Source organism: Streptomyces sp. NPDC005962, from assembly GCF_040629205.1.
Lineage (GTDB): Bacteria > Actinomycetota > Actinomycetes > Streptomycetales > Streptomycetaceae > Streptomyces.
Map to the genome: position 1 here is coordinate 40,603 of NZ_JBEXVE010000046.1, position 23,974 is coordinate 64,576.

Annotated in this window: 20 protein-coding genes; 5 read left to right on the forward strand and 15 right to left on the reverse strand. The window is 72.2% G+C overall.

All coding sequences use genetic code 11. The features are described from left to right. Positions 1–24: 24 nt before the first annotated feature. A complete protein-coding gene (locus ABZ370_RS42020; RefSeq protein ID WP_358633191.1) occupies positions 25–4,038 on the forward strand; it encodes an amino acid adenylation domain-containing protein in 4,014 nt (1,337 codons plus the stop codon). 121 nt (positions 4,039–4,159) lie between these two features. After that, positions 4,160–4,927: a sulfite exporter TauE/SafE family protein gene (locus tag ABZ370_RS42025; protein ID WP_358633194.1), complete on the forward strand. Its 768-nt coding sequence runs from the start codon at positions 4,160–4,162 to the stop codon at positions 4,925–4,927. A gap of 16 nt (positions 4,928–4,943) precedes the next feature. Here ABZ370_RS42025 and ABZ370_RS42030 read toward each other — a convergent pair whose 3' ends face one another. Further along, entirely contained in the window at positions 4,944–5,705 is a 762-nt protein-coding gene (locus ABZ370_RS42030; RefSeq protein ID WP_358633197.1) for an SDR family oxidoreductase, read from the reverse strand. 86 nt (positions 5,706–5,791) lie between these two features. Between ABZ370_RS42030 and ABZ370_RS42035 the strand changes: the two genes are divergently transcribed. Both ABZ370_RS42035 and ABZ370_RS42040 read left to right on the forward strand, forming a co-directional pair. After that, positions 5,792–7,030 (forward strand): GNAT family N-acetyltransferase, encoded by a 1,239-nt coding sequence (locus tag ABZ370_RS42035; protein WP_358633200.1) that lies wholly within the window; start codon positions 5,792–5,794, stop codon positions 7,028–7,030. 53 nt (positions 7,031–7,083) lie between these two features. Further along, positions 7,084–7,479 (forward strand): GNAT family N-acetyltransferase, encoded by a 396-nt coding sequence (locus tag ABZ370_RS42040; RefSeq protein ID WP_358633203.1) that lies wholly within the window; start codon positions 7,084–7,086, stop codon positions 7,477–7,479. A 30-nt stretch (positions 7,480–7,509) separates the two neighbouring features. Here ABZ370_RS42040 and ABZ370_RS42045 read toward each other — a convergent pair whose 3' ends face one another. The 12 genes from ABZ370_RS42045 to ABZ370_RS42100 form a co-directional block, all read right to left on the reverse strand. Continuing rightward, a complete protein-coding gene (locus tag ABZ370_RS42045) occupies positions 7,510–7,899 on the reverse strand; it encodes a DUF3592 domain-containing protein (RefSeq protein ID WP_358633205.1) in 390 nt (129 codons plus the stop codon). Positions 7,900–7,962: 63 nt separating this feature from the next. Beyond that, positions 7,963–8,919 carry a GNAT family N-acetyltransferase gene (locus ABZ370_RS42050; RefSeq protein ID WP_358633208.1) on the reverse strand — a complete coding sequence of 319 codons (957 nt, stop codon included), beginning with the start codon at positions 8,917–8,919 and terminating at the stop codon, positions 7,963–7,965. 4 nt (positions 8,920–8,923) lie between these two features. Continuing rightward, the gene (locus tag ABZ370_RS42055) at positions 8,924–11,245 is read right to left on the reverse strand and encodes a molybdopterin cofactor-binding domain-containing protein (protein ID WP_358633211.1); all 2,322 of its coding nucleotides are present in this window, start codon (positions 11,243–11,245) and stop codon (positions 8,924–8,926) included. Beyond that, positions 11,242–13,368, reverse strand: coding sequence for a 2Fe-2S iron-sulfur cluster-binding protein (locus ABZ370_RS42060; protein ID WP_358633214.1), 2,127 nt, complete (start codon positions 13,366–13,368; stop codon positions 11,242–11,244). Before ABZ370_RS42060 ends, ABZ370_RS42055 begins: the two co-directional genes overlap by 4 nt. Further along, positions 13,365–14,264 (reverse strand): FAD binding domain-containing protein, encoded by a 900-nt coding sequence (locus ABZ370_RS42065; RefSeq protein WP_358633217.1) that lies wholly within the window; start codon positions 14,262–14,264, stop codon positions 13,365–13,367. Before ABZ370_RS42065 ends, ABZ370_RS42060 begins: the two co-directional genes overlap by 4 nt. 275 nt (positions 14,265–14,539) lie before the next feature. Beyond that, positions 14,540–16,207: a beta-N-acetylhexosaminidase gene (locus ABZ370_RS42070; RefSeq protein WP_358633220.1), complete on the reverse strand. Its 1,668-nt coding sequence runs from the start codon at positions 16,205–16,207 to the stop codon at positions 14,540–14,542. A gap of 4 nt (positions 16,208–16,211) precedes the next feature. Next, on the reverse strand, positions 16,212–17,111 hold the full coding sequence (locus ABZ370_RS42075) for a carbohydrate ABC transporter permease (protein ID WP_358633222.1): 900 nt from the start codon (positions 17,109–17,111) through the stop codon (positions 16,212–16,214). Beyond that, entirely contained in the window at positions 17,108–18,094 is a 987-nt protein-coding gene (locus ABZ370_RS42080) for a sugar ABC transporter permease (RefSeq protein WP_358633225.1), read from the reverse strand. The genes ABZ370_RS42075 and ABZ370_RS42080 overlap by 4 nt, the downstream gene beginning before the upstream one ends. After that, positions 18,091–19,419, reverse strand: coding sequence for an extracellular solute-binding protein (locus ABZ370_RS42085; RefSeq protein ID WP_358633228.1), 1,329 nt, complete (start codon positions 19,417–19,419; stop codon positions 18,091–18,093). The genes ABZ370_RS42080 and ABZ370_RS42085 overlap by 4 nt, the downstream gene beginning before the upstream one ends. A gap of 172 nt (positions 19,420–19,591) precedes the next feature. Beyond that, positions 19,592–20,029, reverse strand: coding sequence for a hypothetical protein (locus tag ABZ370_RS42090; RefSeq protein ID WP_358633231.1), 438 nt, complete (start codon positions 20,027–20,029; stop codon positions 19,592–19,594). A 146-nt stretch (positions 20,030–20,175) separates the two neighbouring features. Continuing rightward, complete coding sequence (locus ABZ370_RS42095) at positions 20,176–20,472, reverse strand: DUF3039 domain-containing protein (protein ID WP_358633234.1); 297 nt, start codon at positions 20,470–20,472, stop codon at positions 20,176–20,178. A 101-nt stretch (positions 20,473–20,573) separates the two neighbouring features. Then, on the reverse strand, positions 20,574–21,164 hold the full coding sequence (locus ABZ370_RS42100) for a YqgE/AlgH family protein (protein ID WP_358633237.1): 591 nt from the start codon (positions 21,162–21,164) through the stop codon (positions 20,574–20,576). Positions 21,165–21,404: 240 nt separating this feature from the next. On the opposite strand from ABZ370_RS42100, the gene murA reads away from it, so the two are divergent. Further along, entirely contained in the window at positions 21,405–22,748 is a 1,344-nt protein-coding gene (gene murA / locus ABZ370_RS42105) for a UDP-N-acetylglucosamine 1-carboxyvinyltransferase (protein ID WP_358633240.1), read from the forward strand. Between the two features lie 208 nt (positions 22,749–22,956). Here murA and ABZ370_RS42110 read toward each other — a convergent pair whose 3' ends face one another. Then, the gene (locus ABZ370_RS42110; protein WP_009717479.1) at positions 22,957–23,238 is read right to left on the reverse strand and encodes an HU family DNA-binding protein; all 282 of its coding nucleotides are present in this window, start codon (positions 23,236–23,238) and stop codon (positions 22,957–22,959) included. A gap of 256 nt (positions 23,239–23,494) precedes the next feature. Next, the coding region (locus ABZ370_RS42115) for a malic enzyme-like NAD(P)-binding protein (protein WP_358633244.1) at positions 23,495–23,974 on the reverse strand (480 nt) is incomplete at its 5' end.

A 23,974-nucleotide genomic window follows, 5' to 3' on the forward strand; every position in this document is an offset into this window, starting at 1 on the left:
TCCTGTGTTCCGTCTGGGGGAAATGTGCAGCCCGCCGTACCGGCCACCCGTCTGCCACTGTCGACCGGCCAGAGCGAGATCTGGTTCATTCAGCAGCTGGAACCGCCGGAGAGCACGACGTTCAAGGTCGGCGAGTACCTTGAGATTCAAGGCCCCATAGACGCCGCGATATTCGAGAGGGCACTGCGGCAGGCGGTCTCGGAAGCCGAGCCGTACAACGTGCGCGTCGGCGAGGACGACGGAGTGCCCTGGCAGGTCCTCGACCCCGTGGCCGACTGGGACTTCCCGGTCCTCGACCTGAGCGGCGAGCCTGACCCGCACGCCGCCGCGGTTCACTGGATGAAGCACGACCTGGCCACCCGGCTGGAGCTGGACGACCACCCGCTGTTCTCCTTCGCCCTGATCAAGGTGGGCGAGGATCGCTCCTACTGGTACCAGGGCACCCATCACATCGTGTCGGACGCGGGCAGCGCCGCCCTGGTGGGCCGGCGCGCCGCCGAGATCTACACCGCGCTCGTCGAAGGCGGCGACCCGGCCCCGGCAGAAACGATCCTGGGCTCTCTGCGGACCATGCTCGACCGGGACGCGGAATACCGGGCGTCGGAGGATTTCGCCAAGGACCGCGCGTACTGGACGGAACACTTCGCGGATTCCCCGGAACCCGCCCGGCTTTCCGGCCGCCCCGGCGATGAACTCTCCAGCGTGCTGCGGGAGACCGCCTACCTGACCGAGGCGGAAGCGGTCGAGCTGCGCGCCGCCGCGCGTAAATACGCGACCCACTGGTCGGCCATGATTATCACGGCGACCGCCACCTATCTGCATCGATTGACCGGTAAAACGGACATCATTCTGACGCTGCCGGTCACCGCCCGCACCGATGCCACGCTGCGCGGGATTCCCGGAATGTTCGCCAATGTGGTGCCGCTGCGCATCCAGGTGCGCTCGGATATGCGAATACGGGATCTGGTCCGGCAGGTCTCGCGGGAAGTCCGGCAGGCGCTGCGCCATCAGCGCTACCGCCATATCGACCTGGCCCGGGATCTCCACCTCCCGGACGGCGGAAACGGCTTCCTCGGCCCCCACGTCAACATCATGACGTACGACTACGACTTCGACTTCGCGGGACATCGCGTCGTCGGGCACAACCTGTCCAACGGCACCGTCGAAGACCTCTCGATCATGGGATACGACCGTTCCGACGGCACCGGCATCCGCATCGACCTCAACGCGAACTCCAACCTCTACACCGCCGACGGTCTGATCGCCCACCGCGAGCGGTATCTGAACCTCCTGCGCACCCTCTCCGACACCTCGGACAAGGAGCGCACGGTCGGCGCCATCGAGCTGCTCTCCGCCGAGGAGCGGCGGCGCGCCGTCGAGGAATGGAACGACACGGCGCACGCCACCTCCGGCACCACCCTGCCCGCGCTGTTCGCGGCGCAGGCCGCCCGCACCCCGGACGCCGAGGCCGTGGTCTTCGGCGACACCCGGCTGAGCTACGCCGAGCTGGACCGCGCCGCCGACCGGCTCGCCCACCGGCTGACCGCGCGCGGCGCGGGGCCGGAGCGCACCGTCGCCGTCGCCCTGCCCCGCTCCCCCGAGCTGGTCATCGCCCTGCTGGCGGTGCTCAAGTCGGGCGCCGCGTATCTGCCGCTGGAGCTGGACTACCCGGCCGACCGGCTGGCGTTCATGCTCGACGACGCCGCGCCCGCGCTCCTCGTCACCCGCGCCGAGCACGCCGAGCAGCTGCCCGCGGCGGAAGGCCCGGACGGTGTCGAGCGGCTGCTGCTCGACGACCCGTACGACGACACCGGCGAGGCCGACGCGCCACAGGTGGCACTCGACCCCGAGCACCCCGCGTACGTCATCTACACCTCCGGCTCCACCGGCCGCCCCAAGGGCGTCCTGATCCCCCACCGTGCCATCGTCAACTGCCTGGAGTGGATGCGGGGCAGCCACCCCCTCACCCCCGAGGACCGGCTGCTCCAGAAGACCCCGGCCGGATTCGACGCCTCGGTGGCGGAGTTCTTCTGGCCGCTGGTCAGCGGCGCCGCACTGGTGCTCGCCCAGCCCGGCGGCCATAAGGACCCCGCGTACCTGGTGCGCACCGTCCGCGAAGAGCGCATCACCACGCTCCAGTTCGTCCCGTCGATGCTCCGCGCGTTCCTCGCCGAACCCGACGTCGCCGAGCAGTGCGCAGGCAGCCTGCGCCAGGTGTTCTGCGGCGGCGAGGCGCTGCCGCGCGAGACTGCCGACCGCTTCCACCGGCTGCTGCCCGGCATACCGCTGCACAACGTGTACGGGCCCACCGAGGCCACCGTCGACATCAGCGCCCACACCTGCGAGCCCGGCGCCACCGGACCGGTCCCGATCGGCGCCCCGGTGTGGAACAGCCGCCTGTACGTCCTCGACTCCGCCCTCCGGCACGCCCCCGCCGGGGCCGTCGGCGAGGTCTACCTGGCCGGGCCGCAGCTGGCCCGCGGCTACCACGACCGGCCGTCGCTGACCGCCGGGCGCTTCGTGCCCGACCCGTACGGCCACCTCTTCGGCGCGCCCGGCGCCCGCATGTACCGCACCGGCGACCTGGCCCGGCGACTGCCGGACGGCGGCGTCGCCTACCTGGGCCGCTCCGACGACCAGGTCAAGCTGCGCGGCTTCCGCATCGAGACCGGCGAGGTCGAGACCGCGCTGCGCGCCCTGCCGGATGTCGCGGAGGCCGCGGCGATCGTCCGCGAGGACCAGCCCGGCGACCAGCGTCTGGTGGCCTATCTGACGGCCGAGGGCGACGCCGCGCCGTGCGTCGCCACCGCCCGCGAGATGCTCCACCGCGATCTGCCCGAGCACATGGTGCCCACCGCGTTCATGGTCCTCGGCACACTGCCGCTGAGCCCCAACGGCAAGCTGGACCGGGCCGCGCTGCCCGTCCCCTCCCACGAGGCCGCCCGCGGCGGCCGCGCGCCCCGCACTCCCCGCGAGGAGGCGCTGTGCGCGCTGTTCGGCGAGGTGCTGGGCGCCCCCGACGTCACCATCGACGACGACTTCTTCCTCCTCGGCGGCCACTCCCTGCTCGCGTCCAAGCTGGCCAGCCAGGCCCGTACCGCCCTGGACACCGAGCTGTCGATGCGTGACCTGTTCGAGGCTCCGACCGTCGCCCGCCTGGTGGCCCGCCTCGACTCCGTCACCCCCGTCGACGCCCCGCAGCTGCACCCGCTCGACACCCTGCTGCCGCTGCGCGGCGAGGGCGAGCGCCCGCCGCTGTTCTGCGTCCACCCCGGCGGCGGCCTCGGCTGGTCGTACACCGGCCTGATGCGCCACCTCGCCCCGGACCAGCCCGTCTACGCCCTCCAGGCGCGCGGCCTGACCGAGCCCGACGTGCTGCCCGCCAACGTCCAGGAGATGGCCGCCGACTACCTGGACCAGATACGCACCGTCCAGCCGACCGGCCCGTACCACCTGCTCGGCTGGTCCTTCGGCGGGCTCATCGCCCACGCCATGGCCACTCAGCTACAGAGCGAGGGCGAAGAGGTCGCCACCCTCACCGTCATCGACGCCTACCCCGACAACGACCTGGCCCTACCCGACCTCCCGGACCTGGGCAAGCGCCGGTGGCTCGGCGTCCTGCTGGACAACATCGGCGGCGGCGACATCTTCGCCCCCGGCTGGCTGGAAGCCCACCCCGACGGCCTCGACGACGGCGACCAGCTCATCGCCGACCTCAGCCAAGAGACCGGCCTGCCGAAGCGGCTCCTGGAGGGCGAGCACAGCTTCCCGCTGCTCGACATCTTCCTCAACGACCAGGAACTGATGCGCAAGTTCGCCCCCGACCGCTTCGAGGGCGACATGCTCCTCTTCACCGCCGACGAGGAGATCCCCGGCTACCAGCGTGACGCCCAGCACGTCCCCGAGTCCTGGCAGCCGTACGTCTCCGGCGAGGTCAAGGTCCACGGCGTCCCGACCCACCACTACCACCTGCTGCACGAACAGGCCCTGACCCTGATAGGCCCCACCCTGGCCCAGTCCCTGGACACCTCCCGCTGACCCTTCGGGCGGGGCCCCATCGGCGGGCGCCCCGCCCGGACTTCGGCGGACACCGAAGCGATCACCGTCTAACGTCGGGCCTTATGAGACGTCCATCAGGCAGCGAGCGGGAGGTGGCGGCGTGACGCCGTGGGAGATGGTGGCCGTCTTTGTGGCGGGGGTGGGGGCCGGGGGGATCAACTCCGTTGTGGGGTCCGGGACGCTGATCACGTTTCCCGTGCTCCTCGCCACCGGGCTGCCGCCCGTCACCGCCACGGTGTCCAACGCGCTCGGGCTCATACCCGGTTCCATCAGTGGGGCCATCGGTTACCGCAAGGAGCTGCGGGGGCAAGGGCGGCGGGTGCTGAAGCTGAGTGCCGGGGCGCTGGTCGGGGGGCTCGCGGGGGCCACGCTGCTGCTGAGGCTGCCCAGCTCGGCGTTCGAGCGGATCGTGCCGACGCTGGTGGGGCTGGCGCTGGTGCTGGTCGTGCTGCAGCCGGTGATCGCCAAGAAGGTGCGCAGCCGACGGGAGGCGGCGGGCGACACCGGGCGGCGGGATGTCGGGCCGCTGCTGCTGCTCGGGCTGACGCTCGCCAGTGTCTACGGGGGCTACTTCGCCGCCGCCCAGGGCATCATCTACATGTCCCTGATGGGCATGCTGCTCGACGAGCCGATGCAACGCCTCAACGGCATCAAGAACGTCCTCGCCGCCGTCGTGAACTCCGTCGCCGCGCTGTTCTTCCTCTTCGCCGCCCACTTCGACTGGACGGCCGTCCTCCTCATCGCGGTCGGCTCCGCCGTCGGCGGCACGACCGGAGCCATGGTGGGCCGCCGCTTCAGCCCGGCCGCGCTGCGGGCGCTGATCGTGACGGTGGGGACGGCGGCGATCGTGCAGCTGGTGCTGCGGTAGGCCCCGCGACCTCGGCTCAGCGGAGGGTGATCGTGTTGCCGGTGACGAGCGCCGCTTCGTCGGACGTGAGGAACACGATCGTCTCCGCGACCTCGGCCGGTTCGGCGACGTGGAAGTGGCTACCGCTCGACGCGACGAACTGCCGCACCTCGTCCGTCACCCATCCGGTGTCGGTCACCGGCGGGTGCACCATGTTGGCGGTGATGCCGAGTCCGGCCAGCTCCACGGCGGCGGACATCGTGTAGTTGACCTGGGCGGCCTTCGCGGCGCCGTACGAGACCTCCCCCGGAAAGCCGAGGTCCCCGCCCGACGTCAGCCCGACGATCCGCCCCCACCCGGCGCCCCGGGCCCGGTGGCGCCCGGCCAGCTCGGCGATCAGCAGGGCCGGGGCCATCGCGTCCACCGCGAACTGCCGCGACCACGTCTCCGCGGTGACGGGCCGCAACGGCCGCCCGAACCGGTCGGCCGGATCGGGGGTGAAGGTGTCCTGCACCCACCCCGAGGCGTTGTTGATCAGGATGTCGACCGCGCCGAGGCGTTCCTCGGCGACGTCGAAGAGGGTTCCGGGGGCGGCGGAGTCGCTGAGGTCCGCCTCGAACGCCGCGGCCCGCCCGCCCGCGCGGCGGATCTCCTCCGCCACCTCCTCGCCGCCCGGCCCGAGGTGGGCGCACAGCACGGCGACACCGCGTGCGGCGAGCGCCCGGGCGGTGGCGGCCCCGATGCCGTGGCTCGCTCCGGTCACGATCGCGATATGGCCCGTCTGCAACGTCTCCCGCATCCTGCAAGAACTAGCAAACGACAGCCGCCGGGCGAAAGCGGTTAATTCCCGTGCGGTGCCGCCGGACACCGATGTACACATGCCCGGTGACCGATTCCCCGTTCCGGCTTCGCAGCGTCCTCGACCAGGAGTTCGCGCCCTGGGCGCGCATGATCGCCGATACGTACGGCATGGACCGGTCGGAGGAGGAACTGGCCCACCAGCGGGACGCGACGGACCTCGGCCGCACCCTGGCCGCGTTCGACGGCGGGGTGCCGGTCGCCGGAGCGTCCATCTACCGCCGCATGCTGACCGTCCCCGGCGGCGTCCTGCCCGTGGCGGGGATCGCCTCCGTGGGGGTGGCCCCGACACATCGCCGCCGCGGCATCCTCACCTCGATGATGCGCACCCAGCTGACCGGCCTGCACGAGCACCGGCGCGAGCCCATCGCCGTACTCCGCCCCTCCGAGGCCGGAATCTACGGGCGCTACGGCTACGGCCCCGCGACTCTCGGAAACCAGATGCGCTACGACCGGCGCGCCATGCGCTTCCGCCCCGGCACCGACTTCGGCGAGGGAACCATCCGGCTCCTCCACGCCGGCCAGGCCCGCCCGATCCTGGAGAACGTCTACGACCAGGCCCGCACCACGACGCCCGGCTGGCCCGACCGGCAGGCGCCCCACTGGGCCGTACGCCTCGCCGACCATCCGCACCGGCGCGGTGCCGCGACCGCGCTCCGGTTCGCCGTGCACCAGGAGACCGACGGTCGCGCCACCGGCTACGCCCTCTACCGGCACAGCTCCGAGCCGGACGCCGCCGTCGTACAGGTCGTGGAGCTGGCGGCGCTCTCGCGCCAGGCGTACGCCGCGCTGTGGCGCTACCTCGCCGGGATCGACCTGTCGACCTGGATCGACTACGAAGGCGCCGTGGACGAGCCCCTCCCGCACCTGCTGGCCGACCCCCGAGCGGTCCGCGCCGCCCCGGTGGACCGCCTGTGGCTGCGCCCGGTCGACGTCGACCGGGCCCTCGCGGGCCGGAGTTACAGCCTCCCGATCGACCTCGTCCTGGACGTACGGGACGACTTCTGTCCGTGGAACACCGGCCGCCACCGGTTGCAGGCGGACGGCGGGAACGCGGCCTGCGAGCCGACAACCGCCCCGGCCGACCTGCGCCTGACGGCGGCAGAGCTGGGCGCCGCCTTCCTCGGCGGCACCTCGCTCACCACCCTCGCCGCCGCAGGCCTCGTCGAGGAACTGCGCCCCGGCGCGCTCCCCCTCGCCTCGGCGGCCTTCCGCGGCGACCGCGAGCCCTGGTACCCCGGCGGCTGGGCCTTCCCGCTCTACTGAACGGCCGCGTCTGCTGAACAGCCGCCCGGATGCGCCGCCCATACGATCAGGGCGTGACGATCACGTACGAGTGGCGGGGCGACTTCGACAATGCCTCCCTCAACGCGCTGCACGCCGACGGCTTCGGCCACCCGGTCGCTCAGACCGACTGGCGGACACGACTTGAGCGCCACAGCCTTGGCTGGGTCTGCGCGTGGGAAGGCGGCTCTCTGATCGGCTTCGTCAACGTTGTCTGGGACGGCGGAACGCATGCCTTCGTCCTGGACACGGTGGTCGCCCCGCATTGCCGGGCAAGAAGAGTCGGCACGGCGCTTATCGCCACTGCGGCCGAAGAAGCCCGTGCCGCGACGTGCGAGTGGCTTCACGTCGACTTCGAGGAGCATCTGCGTTCGTTCTACTTCGATGCCTGTGGCTTCGAGAAGACGACAGCCGGGCTGATCGCCCTGTAACGCCATGGCCACGGCTCTCCGCCTGGTCGGCTACTGCAAGTGCGGCACCAGCGCCGTCATCCACATCACGCCCAGCAGCAAGAAGGCCAGGTAGGACCGGGTCGCCCGCCAGGTGTACGTCAGCATCCGGGCCTCTTCCGGGCGGTCGGCGGGATAGCCGACCGGGACGCGGGTGCCGACGGCCGGGGCGGCCCGGGTGGTCAGCAGGCGGGTCTCGAACTCGCGGTCGCGGCCGTCGTGGTCGGTGAAGGTCAGGGTCAGCTCGGTGTGGTGGTCCTCGCCGCGGTCGACCACCAGGCGGCCGGTCACCCGCCCCTCCGCCTGCCGCCCGGTCCGCCGCAGCCAGTGCGCCCGGGCGGGGGTCCAGAGGGCGATGGCCAGGAGGAAGGCCGTACTGATCGACATGAGCAGGAGGGGCACGAGCGGACACCTTCCGAAACCGCGGCCAAGGGGATCATGAGGAAGGACGATCCCCCCGGCGTATCAGTTGCTCCGGCGGTAGCGGACGTACTCGTTCAGGCGGCGGAAGCCGACGCTTTCGTAGAGGTCGTACGAGCGGTGCGGATTGGCCGTGCCCGTGTAGAGGCGGGCGGTCGTCGCGCCCTGGGCGCGGAGGGCGTGCAGTCCGGCGAGCAGGACGGCCCGGCCGAGGCCCAGGCGGCGGAAGTCCGCGTCGACGCTCAGCTCCTGGACCTCGCCGACCGTACGGTCGTGGCGGCGCGGCGAGCACAGGGCGACACCGGCCAGCCGGTCGCCCTGCCGGACGGCTCGCCAGCAGGCCGGGGCGGCGGTGGCGAGGAAGTCCTCGAAGGCCCAGGTCTCGGTGAAGGGGGCGTTCGCGTAGGAGTCGACGACCGTCCGCCAGGCGGCGCGGTAGTCGGCGGGTTCGACGGGGCCCAGGGTGAAGCCGGCCGGCAAGGTGCGGCCGGGGCCGGGCAGTTGGCGCAAGTCGGGCAGGGCCAGTTCGACGAGGCTGAAGACACGCCGGTAACCGGCGTCCAGCAGCAGCGCCGTGGCGTCCCGCTCGGTGGCCATGGCGTTCGCGCCGATGACTGCCGTCCGCGCGGTCCCGTGCCGGGCGACGAGGTGACGGACGCGGGTCTCGGCCCAGTCCAGCATGGCCGTGCCAACGCCCCGGCCGCGGTGCTCGGGCAAGAGGTGGCCGCGGTGCAGGTACAGCCACGTACCGTCCCGCTCCTCCCACCACCGGAGCGTCACATGGCCGACGACACGTCCGCCGTGCGTCACCAGGACCTGGTCGCGGAACGGGTCGTCCAGCGCGGCGGAGGTCTCGGCGATCTCGGCCGCCGTCGGTACACCCTCCACGACCGAGCGGACGTCGGCCCCATCCCGTGCCGCACAGCCGCGCCGTACGGCGGCCATGGCCTCGTGGTCGTCGGCGCCGCGGTACGGGCGCAGCGCGTAGGGGTCCACGAGCATGTGGCTATGTCCGGTTGACGACCGCTGCCTGGGGGCGGATGGGGAGGCGGTTGACCGGGCGGCCGGTGGCGGCGCGGACGGCTGCCGCCACCGCCGCCGGGGAGGTGACGACCGGGATCGCGCTGGCCGCCTTCGCGCCGAAGGGGGCCACCACGTCGCGCTCCTCGACCAGTTTGACGATGCGGATGTCGGGGACGTCCACGGCGGTCGGCAGGGCGTAGCCGGTGAGGTCGGGGTGGCGGATGACGCCGCGCGAGGTGCGCAGGTTCTCGGTGAGGGCGGCGCCGATGCCCTGGGCGATGCCGGACTCGATGCGGGTGCGCAGCTGGCGCGGGTTGAGCACCCGGCCCACGTCCTGGGCGACGGTCATCTCCACGACCCGGACCGCGCCGATCTCGATGTCGACGTCCACCACGGCCCGGACGGCGCAGAAGGCGAGCCCGACGAAGGCGTCGCCCTGGCCGGTCTCGTCGAGCGGTTCGGTGGGGTGCGGGCGGCACTGCGCGGTGGCCCACAGCTCCTTGCCCTCGAGGGCTTCCTCGACGGTGGTGCTGAGGACGCCGTCGTACGAGGTGATCTTGCCGTCGGCGATGGTCAGCAGCTCGGTGGACATGCCGAACTTGTGCGCCAGCGGCTGGAGCAGCTGGGTGCGGACCATCTTCGCGGCGCGCTCGACCGCACCGCCCGAGACCCAGGTGTGGCGGCCGCGCGAGGCGGGTCCGGCCGGGGGCTGGTCGGTGTCGACGGGGGCGACGTGGACCTCCTCGATGCCGAGGACGTCCTGCACGATCTGGCGGGCCAGGGTGGTGAAGCCCTGGCCGGTCTCGACGGCCGCGCAGATGACGGTGGCGACCGGGCCGGTGACCTTGACGGTGGCGGTGGACACCTCGTCGGCGCCCTCGGCGCCCAGCATGTGCACCATGCCCAGCGCGTAGCCGACGCCGCGCCGCACGGCGGCCGGGTCGCCGGCGCCCTCGGGGCCGCCGGGCAGCAGCCAGTCCTCCTCGGGCTCGTCGGCGGGGAGGTCGGGCAGCGGGGCGTCGCATACGGCCTGCAGCACCTCGGCGACCGGCGCCGGGCAGGTGACGGTCTGCCCGGTGGGCAGCAGATCGCCGGTGGCCAGGGCGTTGCGCATCCGGATCTCGGCCGGGTCGATGCCGAGCTTGGCCGCGAGCTTGTCCATCTGGCCCTCGTACGCGGCGCACACCTGCATCGCGCCCTCGCCGCGGACATGGCCGGAGGGCGGGTTGTTGGTGCGGACCGCCCAGCCCTCGATGAAGGCGTGCGGGACGACGTAGGGGCCGCAGGCGAACGACACGGCGGCGGCCAGGGTCTCCGCCGAGGAGTCCGCGTAGGCGCCCGAGTCGAGCAGGATCTGCGCCTCGACCTTCACCAGCTTGCCCTGCGCGTCCGCGTGGTGGCGGTAGCGCAGCAGGGTGGGGTGGCGATGGGCGTGGCCGAGGAAGGACTCCTCGCGGGTGGCGGCGAGCTTGACCGGGTGGCCGGTGCGCAGCGCGAGCAGCCCGAGCGGCAGCTGCATACCGGGGTCCTCGCGCTCGCCCATCGCGCCGGGGACGCCGGTGACGACGACCTTGACGCGCTCCGGTTCGAGACCGAAGCAGGCGGCGGCCAGATCGCGGTCGGTGTGCGGGTCGGTGGAGGCGGTGTAGATCTCCACGCCGCCGTCCGGGCGCGGTACGGCGAGGCCCGCCTCGGCGCCGATGGGCGCGGGGTCCTGGCGGCCGATCCGGTACAGGCCCTCGACGATGACGTCGCCCATGGCCTCCGGGTCGCCGAAGGACAGCGGGATGTGGCGGACCAGGTTGCCGTCGGGGTGCAGCGGTTCGGCGGCGAAGGCCTGCTCGGGGTCGGTGACCGGCTCCAGCACCTCGTACTCGACGGCGATGGCGGCGGCGGCCAGCCGGGCGGTGTCGGGGTGGTCGGCGGCGACCGCGGCGATGGGCTCGCCGTGGTGGCGCACCAAGTCCTTGGCGAAGACCGGCCGGTCGGCGACCCGGCGGCCGTGCGAGGCGTCGCCGGGGACGTCGGCGTGGGTCACCACGGCGTGCACGCCGGGCATTCCTGCGGCCGGGGAGGTGTCGATGGAGACGATGCGGGCATGCGGATGCGGAGAGCGCAGTACGGCGGCCCACAGCAGCCCCTCGGCCCACAGGTCGGCCGCGTACGGGAAGGTCCCGGACGCCTTGGCCGTCACGTCGGCGGGCTGGAGCGACACGCCGAGCCCCATGTGGGGCGGCGGCGGGACGGGCGTTCCGGCGGAGGGGGTGGCGGTGACGGCTCCCGCGCCGTCCGCGATTCCGGTCATGCCGATGCCCTTCCCATACCGCTGCCGTTGCCGCCGTCGCCCCGGTTCCCGGTGCCGGGCGGGCCCGCCTGCCGCGGGATGCGGGCCGGGTCGTGTACCGCCGCCTCGTCCTCGTCGGCTTCCGCGGCCCGCGCCGCCTCGTCGGCCGCTTCGCGGGCCGCGACGACCTCGCGTACGGCGTCGACGACTCCGCGGTAGCCGGAGCAGCGGCAGAGGTTGCCGCAGATCGCCTGGCGGGTCTGCCGGTCGGTGGGGGCGTGGTTGCCCTCCAGCAGGTCGTGCACGGTCATCGCGAGCCCGGGCACGCAGAAGCCGCACTGGACGGCGCCGCACTCGGCCAGCGCGCGCTGGACGTCGGAGGGCTGCCCGTTCTGGCCGAGGCCCTCGACCGTACGGACCTCCGAGCCCGCGGCGGTCGCGGCGGGCACCAGGCAGGAGGCGACGAGCCGCCCGTCGACCTGGACCGAGCAGGCGCCGCACTCGCCCTGCGAGCAGCCGTCCTTGGCACCGGCGAGGCCGAGCCGCTCGCGCAGCACGTAGAGCAGCGACTCGCCGATCCAGGAGTCGGTGACGGGCCGGTCGGCGCCGTTGACGTGCAGCACGTACGACGCCTGGGGGTGCTCGCTGTGGGCCGGGTCCGGCTGGTCGGCTCGGGGCCCCGGGTCCTCGTCCTCGGCGGGGGCGGGGAGGGGCTCGGCGGGAGCGTCGGCGGCCTCGGGGGCGTCCGCCGGGCTCTCGGCCGGGTCGGAGGCCGGGTTCTCGGCCGGGACGGGCCGCTCCGGGGCGTCCGTGAACGCCTCGTCGGCCGCCTGCTGTTCGGCCCCGGCCCGGTCCTCGGCAGCGGGCCCGCCGGGGGCCGGGCTGCCGTGCGGCGGGGTGTGCGGCCCGGGGTGACCGGGGTGTCCGGGGTCCACCACGAACTCGCCCGAGTCCCCGGCGGAGGGGCCGTGTAGCCCGGTGCCGTCGGTGAACTCGCGCTGCCAGGCGGCCTCTTCGGGCGGGACGCCGGGCGCCGCGGGGCCCGCGTGCCGGTCGTCCTCCCGCTCCTGTCCCCGCTCCCGCACCCGTTCCCGTACGAACGCGCCGTGCCAGGTGCTGCCGTCCATACCGTCCGGCGGAGTGCCGTGGACGGGCGTGCCCTGGGCCGGGGTGCCCTGCGCGGGGGTGCCCTGGGGCGGCGTGCCGTGCGGCGGGGTCGCCGGGGCGGAGTGCTCGCGCGGCGCGTCGTCGTCGGGCATCCGCAGCGGACGGCGCGCCGGGGCGCCCTGCCGGGCGGCCGGGCCGGGGCGGCCCTCGACCACGTACTCCCCAGAGTCGTCCACGCCCTCGTCGGCCGCCGGGACCGACCACTGGCCGCTGTGTCCCGCCTGGTCGGTATGGACCTGGTCGGCGTGCGACGGCTGCTGAGGCTGCTGCTGGTACGGGGCGGCCTGCTGCTGCCGCGCGTTACGGCCGAACGGCAGCCGCAGCTGGGCGGTCTCCGCCGGATCGCCGAGGTCTCCGGGGTCCCCCGGGGCGACCGGGCCGCCGTACGGCGGGGCCGCCGGGCCGGGGTGGTCGTCGACCCGGTACTCACCGGTCTCGTCCACGCCCTCGTCGCCCGCGACCGGGATCGTCCACTGGCTGGTGTGCACCGGGGTGCCCTCGCCGTGGGTGGCGCCCTCGGGCAGCGGCCAGTCGTCGACCGGCTCCTCGGTGCGCACCGGCCAGTGACCGGTGTGCGGCACATGTCCTGCCTGGCCCCCGGCGTCCTCGGCGGGCGCCGGCCACTGGTGACCGCCGTGCTGGTCCTGGTGGCCGCCGTACGCGTAGCCGCCGGTGTCCGGGTGGGGCATGGTCCAGTGCCCGGTGCCGGAGTGGTCCTGTCCGGACGTGTCGTACGGGCCGCCGTGCCCGCCCGGCTGCCACTGGCCGCCCTGGGACGGCGCGCCGGGCATCGGCGGCGGGGTGTAGCCGGTGCCGGGCGCGGCGAGCGGGTCCCAGCCCGCGGCCGGGTCGCCCGGCTCCGGGAACTGGAAGTCGGGCGGAAGCTGGACGAAAGCCGTCGACTCCGCGTCGTACTCCGGGCCGTGCGGCATCGGCTGCCACCCGCTCCCCGGGTCCGGCCGCTGTTCGTCACTCACGCGAGTGCCCTCCCCAATGCTCGGCGGGCCAGGGCTGCCACCGTACGCCTCAGATGGATCGCCGCGGGCGGCAGGGGGACCGGCTCGGAGCCGTCCTCCGGCGGCGGCTGGTCCGGGATGCACGCGGCGGCCACGTACTCGCCGAATGCCGTGGTGACCTGCGGATCGAGATGGCCGCGCTCGCCGTCCCAGTCGATGAGCGAGGCGACCCAGCGCTCGGCCTCCAGCGGGCGCAGCGGCATCGGCGCGACCGCCCCCACCGCGCAGCGCACGCCCCGGCGCGCCGGGTCGAGGACGACGGCGACGGACGCGGTGGCCCGGCCGGGGCCGGTGCGCCCGGTGGCCTTGAGGAAGGCCTGCGGGGCGTGCAGCAGCGGAACCCGGACGAATCCGACGAGTTCACCGGGGCTCAGCATCTCGACTCCGGCGAGCAGATGACTGACCGGGATCTCGCGGCGCGCGCCCTCGGGCCCGGCGATGACGAGGGTGGCCTCCAGGGCGGCGAGCACGGGCAGCGCGTCGCCGGTGGGGGCGGCGGTGACGATGTTGCCGCCGAGCGTTCCGGCGTTGCGGATCTGCGGGGGGCCCGCGGCGCGCGCGGCCGCGGCCAGGGCCGGGATGAGCGCCGCGAAGTCGGGGCGGCCCATCCGGGCGTGGGTGAGTCCGGCGCCGAGCAGGGCGTGTCCGTCCAGGTAGCGCCAGCCGCGGATTTCGCTGATCCGGCCGAGCCCGACGAGCGCGGCGGGCCGCAGCAGGCCGGAGTTGACCGCGGCCATCAGATCGGTACCGCCGGCGACGGGCACGGCGGCGGGCATGGCGGCCAGCGCCGCCACGGCCTCATCGAGCGAGCCCGGCAACGTCACCGTGTGCGCCGCCTGCGGTGCGTGCGTGGTCAACCCAGCTGCCCCTTCCCCGGTGTCCCGGCTGTTGCGCCGTACGGTACGTGCTCACAGCCCGGACGTGGCAACTCTGGCACATCTCGCACGCCTGCCGTCGCGAGGGTCCAGGAAGCACGGTTCCGTCCCTGACCTGGGGGATGGTACGGGTTTCGGGTGACGTCTCCGTCGAGTGTGGATTGCCACGTTTCAGGGACCCTTGTACGAACTTGCGTAACGACCGGACGTCCACCGTCCCAGGGGCGGGGCGCGGGGGCGAGCGCCTTGCCGTGGGCTCACACGATCGGGGGCGATCCCTCGATCGGACGTCCGAGCAGGCCGGGTCGGCGCTGCCAGGGGCGCGGACCGGAGGGCGGGCGATAGCTCACGCCCAGCGCGTCCAGACGGGCGTAGTGTGCTTCCATGCGCCCCTCGAATTCCGCGAAGTCCCGCTCGGGCGGCGGCGGAAGGGCGGACCATACGGCTTCGGCGAAGGCGGCGAGACGGGGGAAGGTCTGGTAGTCGACCCGCCGCCGGTCCTCCATCACCTCGGTCCAGACGTTGGCCTGCGCGCCCAGGACGCGTGCGGCCTCGGCCTCGGTGAGCTGCGCGGGAACCGGCTCGAAGCGATAGACGTCCTCCAGGGTGCGGACGTAGCCGATGGGGACCGGCTCGTCCTCGCCCGGGGCCTGCCGGTGATCGAAGTAGACCTGCTGTTCGGGGCACATGACGACGTCGTGTCCGGCCCGGGCCGCGGTGATGCCGCCCGCGTAGCCGCGCCAGGAGGAGACGGCGGCGCCGTCGGGCAGGGGGGCGCGCGGCGCGCCGCCCTCCAGGATCTCGTCCCAGCCGATCAGCCGTCGGCCGCGATCGGCGAGCCAGCCGCCGAAGTGCCGGATGAACCAGCTCTGCAGCGCGTCCTCGTCCGCCAATCCCAGCTCGCGGATGCGCTCCTGGGCGGCCGGTGAGGCCTTCCACTGCTCCTTGGGGCATTCGTCGCCGCCGAGGTGGACGAACGTGCCGGGGAAGAGGTCCAGCACTTCTTCGAGCACGTTCTCGAAGAAGCGGAGCGTGGTGTCGGTGGGGGAGAGTACGTTCGGATTGATGCCCCAGGTGGTCCAGACCCCGAGGGAGGCGGTGTCGATGACGTCCGTGTTGCCCAGCTCCGGGTAGGCGGCGATGGCGGCCTGGCTGTGCCCGGGGATGTCGATCTCGGGGACGACGGTGATGTGGCGCTCGGCGGCGTAGGCGACGATCTCGCGGATGTCGTCCTGGGTGTAGTAGCCGCCGTGGGGGCGTTCGTCCCATAGCGGGGAGGCTCGGTGGCCGAGTTTGGTGCGCGTCCGCCAGGCGCCGGTGGCGGTCAGCTCCGGGTAGCGGCGGATCTCCAGCCGCCAGCCCTGGTCGTCGGTCAGATGGAGATGGAGCACATTGAGTTTGTGGGCGGCCAGCAGGTCGATATAAGCGAGGACGCCGTCCTTGGGCAGGAAGTGGCGGGCCACGTCCAGCATCAGCCCGCGCCAGGCGAAGCGGGGCGCGTCCTCGACATAGAGCGCGGGCACGGACCACTCGCGGTGGCCGGGGTCGATGGGAGCGCACCGGAAGGCGTCCCTTCCGAGCAGCTGACGCAGCGTCTGGGCGCCCCAGAACAGGCCCGGCTCGCCGCCGCCCTTGATGACGACCGCGTGGCCGTCGACGCAGAGGCTGTACCCCTCGGGGCCGAGCCGCTCCCTCAAGGCCGGGTCGAGCTCCAGCACGATCCGGTTCCAGTCGTCGGTATGCGGGTCCAGCCGCAGACCGGTGGCGGCCCCGACGGTGGCGCGCAGCCAGCGGGCCACGCGCTCGGTGCCGGGGCCGGCCTCCAGCCGGCTGTCCTCGTCGAGGACGTAGCCCTCGCCGCCGCCGAGGGTGGGGACGGCCCGCAGCGGGGCGGGGATCAGGTCGGTGACGGGCTGCTGTGGCATCGCGTCAGTCCTTTACCGCTCCGCCCAGCCCGGAGACCAGACGGCGCTGTACGAGTACGAAGAAGATCAGCACGGGGATGGTCATGATCGTGGACGCCGCCATGATGCCTCCCCAGTCGTTGCCCTCGTCCCGGAAGAAGACGAGGAGCGCCATCGGAAGGGTGGAGTTCTCGGTCGCGCTGATGATGAACGACTTGGCGAACAGGAAGTCGTTCCAGGCGGAGATGAAGGAGAAGACACTGGTGGCGACGAGCCCGGGGAGGACCAGCGGGAACAGGATCTGCCACAGGAAGCGGGAGCGGCTCGCGCCGTCCAGATAGGCCGCCTCCTCCAGGGATTCGGGGACGGCCTTCACGAAGCCGCGCAGCATCCAGATCGCGAACGGCAGCGAGAAGGCGATGTGCGGCAGGATCAGCGAGCCCAGGGTGTTGAGCCCGACTCCGGGCACGGCGTCGCCCAGATCCCGCATCAGGAAGAACATAGGGATGGTCAGCGCCTCGATCGGCACCATCTGTGCGACGAGGAACATCACCAGCAGCGTGGTGCGGAACTTGAAGCGGAAGCGGGTGACGGCGGTCGCGGCGAGGAAGGCGATGATCCCCGAGGCGATCACCACCGCCCCGGCGACCAGCAGGCTGTTGAGGAAGTAGCGGCCGAAGTCGTGCTGTTCGAACACGCGCCGGAAGGAGTCCAGGGAGGGTGCGGAGGTCCATGGCCGGGGGTGGGCGGACCGGATCTCCCCGGCCGGTTTGAAGGCCGAGAGCACCATCCAGTAGAGCGGGAAGGCGACGACGACGGCGACGGCCAGGGCGGTGACCTCGGCCGCGAGCCGCCAGGGGCGGCGGACGCGGAACGCGCGGCGCGGGGCGGCAGCGGGGACGCTGGGGGCGGGGGCGTGGCTCACAGTTCTTCTCCCTGCCGTCGCAGCAGCCGCAGATAGACCAGGGTGACGGCGAGCAGGATCAGCAGCATCACCACGCCGATCGCCGAGCCGAGGCCGTACTCGGAGGACGCGAACGCCTCTTGATAGGCGTAGACGTTCAGCACCATGTTCTGGCCCGCGGTGCCGCCGCCGTTGGTCATGACGTAGATCTGGGTGAAGACCTTGAAGTCCCAGATGATGGACTGGATCGTCACCACGACGAGGATCGGCCGCAGCATCGGGGCCATGATCCCGCGCCAGATCCGCCAGGCGGAGGCGCCGTCGAGGGCGGCGGCCTCCAGCACCTCCGCCGGGATGGCCTTGATGCCCGCGTACACGGTGACCATCACGAACGGGAACGAACACCACACGATCTCGAACAGCACCAGGGCGAAGGCGCTGTAGCGCTCATACGTCCAGGAGTAGTCGTGGAAGCCGGAGAGCCCGAACCACGTCAGGACCCGGTCGACGGGCCCGTAGTCGGGGTCGAACAGGAACAGCCAGACCGTGGAGCCGGTGACCGCCGGGGTGGCCCAGGCGCCGAGCGCGGCCAGCATCAGCGCCAGCCGCGGGACCGCCCGGACCCGGGTGAGCAGCACCGCGAGCGCGCAGCCGACCGCGAGGGTGGAGACGACGCACACCGCGGCGAAGACGACGGTGGTGAGGGTGACGCTCCAGAACTCGGCGTCGCGGAACAGCTCCGCGTAGTTGGCGAAGCCCTGGAAGCTGGTCGGCTCGCCGCCGCTCACCTGGGCCTGGGTGTACTCCAGGAACGAGATGAGCCCGAGCTGATAGATGGGATAGATCAGCAGCCCGCCGAGGACGACGAGGGCCGGGGCGAGGTAGAGCCAGGGCGTCCGGCTCCCCCGCCCGGCCCGCCGCCGGGTGACGCGCGCGGCCCGCCGGGACGGTGGTGTTCGGGCCGGTTCCGGCCCGGCGTGCTGGCTGAGGGTCCCCGATGTCACTTGCCGAATGCCTCGTCCATCTTCTTCGCGGCCTCGGAGGCCGCGGCGTCGACGCTCTTACGGCCGCTGATGACCTGCTGGAACATCGTCGGCAGCACGAGCTGGGAGTCGATGGCCGACCAGCCGGGCGAGGCGGGCACGAACGTGGAGCTGGTGTCGAGCGTCTTCACGAAGGGCTCGACGAACGGGTCCTTCCGCGCGACGTCCCCGCGCACATCGGTGAAGGTGGGCAGGAAGCCCATGGCGTCGTAGAGCTTGGTCTGCGTCTTCTTCCCGGCCAGCTCCTCCAGCAGGCCGACGGAGAGCGAGCGGTGGCTGCTGCTCTTGAGCACGCCCAGGTTGTTCCCGCCCGCGAACGCCGGGGCGATGCTGCCCTCCTTGACGCCGGGCAGCGGCACGACCGCGTACTTGCCCTTGACCGCCCCCGCCTCGATCGCCGCGTGGTTGAAGTCGCCGCCGATCGTCATGCCCGACTTGCCCGCGGCGAAGGCGGCGACGCTGTCGTTGCCGCCCCACTGGGCGCATTTGGCGGGAGGGCAGTTGTCGTCGGTGATGAGCGAGGTGTACGCCTTGATGCCCTTCTTGGCTTCGGCGCTGTCGATGGCCGACGTGTACTCGTTGGAGCCGAAGGAGCCCTTCTCGGTGGCCAGCTCGCCGCCATTGGCCCAGACGAAGGGCAGCGCGCCGTAGGTGTAGGCGCCGCCGACCGAGATGCCGTAGAGATCGGACCGCCGCTCGCGTATCTCCTTCGCGGTCGCGATGAGGTCCTTCTGACTGGTGGGCGGCTTGAGGCCGAGGTCCTTGAAGACGTCGGTGCGGTAGTACAGCGCCCGTACGCCGACGAACAGCGGCACGCCGTACACCTTGCCGCCCACGGTCACCGAGTTCTTGGCGGTGGAGTCGGTGTTCGGCGCCTCGTCCCAGGCGCCGAACTCCTTGCTGATGTCGGCGAGTCCGCCGTCCTCCACATAACCGGCCGTGTCGGTGTTCCCGTACTCGATGATGTCGGGGGCGCTCTTGGGATCGTTGAAGGCGGCCTTGATCTTCTGCGCGCGGGTGTCGATGGGGATGTAGGTGACGTCGACCTTGACCCCGTCGTGCTTCTTCTCGAAGGCGGACACGACGCCGTCGACGATCCGTTGCTTGGGCTTGTTGTCGACCTCCTGGAAGAGCCAGACGCGGAGCTTTCCGCTCTTGTTGTCTTCCTTGGCGCTGTTGTCCGAGGTGGAGGGGGCGCAGGCGGTGGCGGTGAGCCCGGCGAGGACGAGCGCCACAGTGGGGACGGCGAGGCGGCGGGGACGGCGGAGGGGCCTGGAGAGCTTCATGGAAACGCACCCTTGGGAGGGCGTTGCATACCATGCAACGCGTGTTTCGCACAGCACAATAGGCGGCAGGCTAGGGTGCGTTCGCGGCCCGGACAAGAGGTCTCGACCAATCCGTGACCCAGAAGCGGGGGCCCGGATACCGGCCTGACGAGTCTGAGGAGTGCGTCAGCTCTCAGGAGTGCGTCAGCTTCTCGCCCGGATAGGCGGGCTCGGGATACGGCACGGCCTCCACCCGGGCACCCGCCGCCGCCAGCCGCTCCACCACCTGGCCCCAGTCCGGCCAGGTCTTCTCGATACGCCCCAGGATGCGGGCACTCGGCGCGAGGACGATCTCGCAGCCGGGGTCGTCCGCCCACTCCAGCAGCCGCGGCAGACCCGGCTGCGCGGCGGAGACCACACAGCTGCCGGCCGACCGGTAGCCGCGCTCGCGGGCCAGCCGCCCGCACTGCTCCAGCTGGGCGTCCCAGTCCTTCTCGAACTGGCAGTAGAGTCCGGCGCCTTCCGCGTCCGGCTCGTCGACCTCGCGCGCGCCGAACACCAGATACGCCGCTCGCGGCGCCCCTTCGTTCCCGGCCGCGTCCCGTAATCCGTTCTCCGTACGCCCGCTCATGGGGCCGACCCTACTGGGATCACCCGCCGCGCGACACGGGGCCGGATGGGGCCGGACAGCACGGCACGTCCGACCCGCGGCCCCCTCTCGGACCACGGGTCGGACGTGCCGTCTACGCGGAGCTCGGGCGCGGCCGGGCGCGGAGGCTACTTCTTGCCGTCGCCGCCCTTGCCGTCCTTGTCCTTGTCGCCACCGGCGCCCATGCCCTCGAAGATCTCCTTGCACATGGGACAGACCGGGTACTTCTTCGGGTCGCGGCCCGGGACCCAGACCTTGCCGCACAGTGCGACGACGGGAGATCCGGAGAGCGCGCTCTCCATGATCTTTTCCTTCTGTACGTAGTGGGCGTAGCGCTCGTGGTCGCCGTCACCGTGCGACACCTGAGGTGTCGGCTCAACGAGGGTCCCCGTGCCTGCCCCGCGCTCGGGCTCAACAGTGCTCATACAGCCCTAGGGTACTCATGCCCGCGACGCCCGGCGGGCGCGTGTCCCGGCGGGCCGCCCGCCCCGTACCGCCCTCGGATGCCTGGCCAGACCGGCGGCCCTCAGTTGAGCGAGGGGTCGTCCGGGTACGTCGCGACCATCGCCAGCTCACTGCGCTGGCGGCGCAGCACCGACCGCCACAGCCGCTCCGGGGACGGCGACGACACGTCCCCCGGCTCCGACTCCACCACGTACCACGCACCGTCCGACAGCTCGTCCTCCAACTGCCCCGGGCCCCATCCCGCGTACCCCGCGAAGATCCGCAAGGAGCCCACCGCGGCCGCCAGCAGCTCCGGCGGCGCCTCCAGGTCGACGAGGCCGATCGCCCCGTGCACCCTGCGCCAGCCGAGTGGTCCGGCCTCCTCGCCGCGTGCCGGGGACCGGCCCGACTCCCCCGGCACCACGGCCACGCCCAGCGCCGAGTCCAGCGAGACCGGACCGCCCTGGAAGACCACCCCCGGCTCACCGGCCAGTCCGGCCCAGGACTCCAGGATGTCCCCGACGCCCACCGGGGTCGGACGGTTCAGGACCACGCCGAGTGAGCCCTCCTCGTCATGGTCGAGGAGCAGCACCACCGCGCGGTCGAAGTTCGGGTCAGCAAGCGCCGGTGTCGCGACAAGCAGCCGTCCTGTGAGCGAGGACACCTCGGTCATGGCCACATGATCCCGCATATCGGGTCCGGACGGGGAGTGGAAGTCGAGACCCGTATGAGAGCAGGTCGGGGCGTACGACAGCAGGAGCGGCGCACGTGACGGTCGGTTTCGGTGAAGGAACGGAGTGTGGCGCGACACATTCGGAGCGAATTCATCGGTGCAACAGCCTTACGGGGGCGGCCTCGCGGGCCATTAGTCTTGCCCTTTGCCCCCTTGACCGACACAGGAACGCGAGACCAGATGACCCGCTCGAACGATGTCCTGCTCGTCCACGGCGGCACCCCGCTGGAGGGCGAGATCAACGTCCGCGGCGCGAAGAACCTCGTGCCGAAGGCCATGGTCGCCGCCCTGCTCGGCAGCGGACCGAGCCGACTGCGCAACGTGCCCGACATCCGCGATGTGCGGGTGGTGCGCGGGCTGCTGCAGCTGCACGGCGTGACGGTGCGCCCCGGTGACGAGTCCGGCGAGCTGGTGATGGACCCCACTCACGTGGAGAGCGCCAATGTCGCCGACATCGACGCGCACGCCGGCTCCTCGCGCATCCCGATCCTCTTCTGCGGTCCGCTGCTGCACCGCATCGGCCACGCCTTCATCCCGGGCCTGGGCGGCTGCGACATCGGCGGCCGGCCGATCGACTTCCACTTCGACGTGCTGCGACAGTTCGGCGCGACGATCGAGAAGCGCGCGGACGGCCAGTACCTGGAGGCTCCGCAGCGGCTGCGGGGCACGAAGATCCGGCTGCCGTACCCGTCGGTGGGCTCCACCGAGCAGGTGCTGCTCACGGCGGTGCTCGCCGAGGGTGTGACAGAACTCTCGAACGCCGCGGTCGAACCGGAGATCGAGGACCTCATCTGCGTGCTGCAGAAGATGGGCGCCATCATCTCCATGGACACCGACCGGACGATCCGGATCACCGGTGTCGACAAGCTGGACGGCTACAACCACCGCGCCCTCCCGGACCGCCTGGAGGCCGCCTCCTGGGCGAGTGCCGCCCTGGCGACCGAGGGCAGCGTCTACGTACGCGGCGCCCGCCAGCGCGAGATGATGACCTTCCTCAACACCTTCCGCAGGGTCGGTGGCGCCTTCGACATCGGCGACGAGGGCATACGGTTCTGGCACCCGGGGGGCAAGCTCAACGCGATCGCCCTGGAGACCGACGTCCACCCCGGCTTCCAGACCGACTGGCAGCAGCCGCTGGTGGTGGCGCTGACCCAGGCCTCGGGGCTGTCCATCGTCCACGAGACGGTGTACGAGTCGCGGCTGGGCTTCACCTCCGCGCTCAACCAGATGGGCGCGCACATCCAGCTCTACCGCGAATGCCTGGGCGGCTCGGCGTGCCGCTTCGGCCAGCGGAACTTCCTGCACTCGGCGGTGGTCTCAGGACCCACCCGCCTCCAGGGCTCCGACCTGGTCATCCCCGACCTGCGCGGCGGCTTCTCGTACCTGATCGCGGCCCTCGCCGCCCAGGGCACGTCCCGGGTCCACGGCATCGACCTGATCAACCGGGGCTACGAGAACTTCATGCACAAGCTGGTCGAACTGGGTGCCAAGGTGGAGCTGCCGGGCGGCGCCGACGCCCTCTAGCACGCTCTCCCGCGCCCTTCTGGCGCCGCCCGGGCCCCGCAGGCCCGTGAGCGGCCGCCACAGGCCGTGAGAGACGGCTGTGGAGCGGCTGGGAGACCGCCGAGAGGCCGCCGAGAGACACCTGAGGCCGTGAGAAACGGCGAAGGGCGGCCACCCGCACCGGGTGGCCGCCCTTATGTTGTTCGCCAGGCGTGAGGCGCCAGGCGTCTTACTTGCCCTTGGCGGCTTCCTTGAGCTTGGAACCCGCGGAGACCTTCACGCTGTAGCCGGCCGGGATCTCGATCGGCTCACCGGTCTGCGGGTTACGCGCGGTGCGAGCGGCACGGTGGGTGCGCTCGAAGGTCAGGAAGCCGGGGATCGTGACCTTCTCGTCGCCCTTGGCGACGACCTCACCGGTCACCTCGGCCAGGGCCGCCAGAACGGCGTCGGCGTCCTTGCGGGTCACCTCGGCGCGCTCGGACAGAGCGGCCACCAGCTCACTGCGGTTCATGTTGTACTCCCGTGTTCATCTTGCCATTAGGCGTGAGATCGAAGCCGATGCTGCCAGGGCCCTCGGACAGTCCCCGGACCCGGGTCTGCTGTTCAGACCCTCGCGCCCGGAACGCATCCTGCCCCCACCTGTGGCGGGAAAGCCAATCCGGAACCCCGGAGAGTCACACGAAAAGCGCCGTGGCGGTCGTTTTTTCCTGCCCGCCACCCTATGGCGGCCCCCGGTAGCCCAAGGGCCGCGACGCGCCGTGCCCGGCTCAGACCGCGGTGGTCCCGGTCACAGGCTTGGCCGCTTCACGCACGGCTCCGGCGACCGCTCCCGCGACCTTGTCGTTGAAGACGCTCGGAATGATGTAGTTGGCATTCAGTTCGTCGTCGTGGACGACATCCGCGAGCGCACCCGCCGCGGCCAGCATCATGTCGGTGTTCACCGTACGGGACTGGGCGTCCAGGAGGCCACGGAAGACACCCGGGAAGACCAGCACGTTGTTGATCTGGTTCGGGAAGTCGGAGCGGCCGGTGGCGACGACGGCGGCGGTCTGGCGGGCGATCGCCGGGTCCACCTCGGGGTCCGGGTTGGCCAGCGCGAAGACGATCGCGTCGTCCGCCATGGCGGCCACATCCTCGCCCGAGAGCACGTTCGGGGCGGAGACGCCGATGAAGATGTCCGCGCCCCGCACGGCCTCGCGCAGGGTGCCCGTGACGCCGTCCGGGTTGGTGTTGTCGGCGATCCAGCG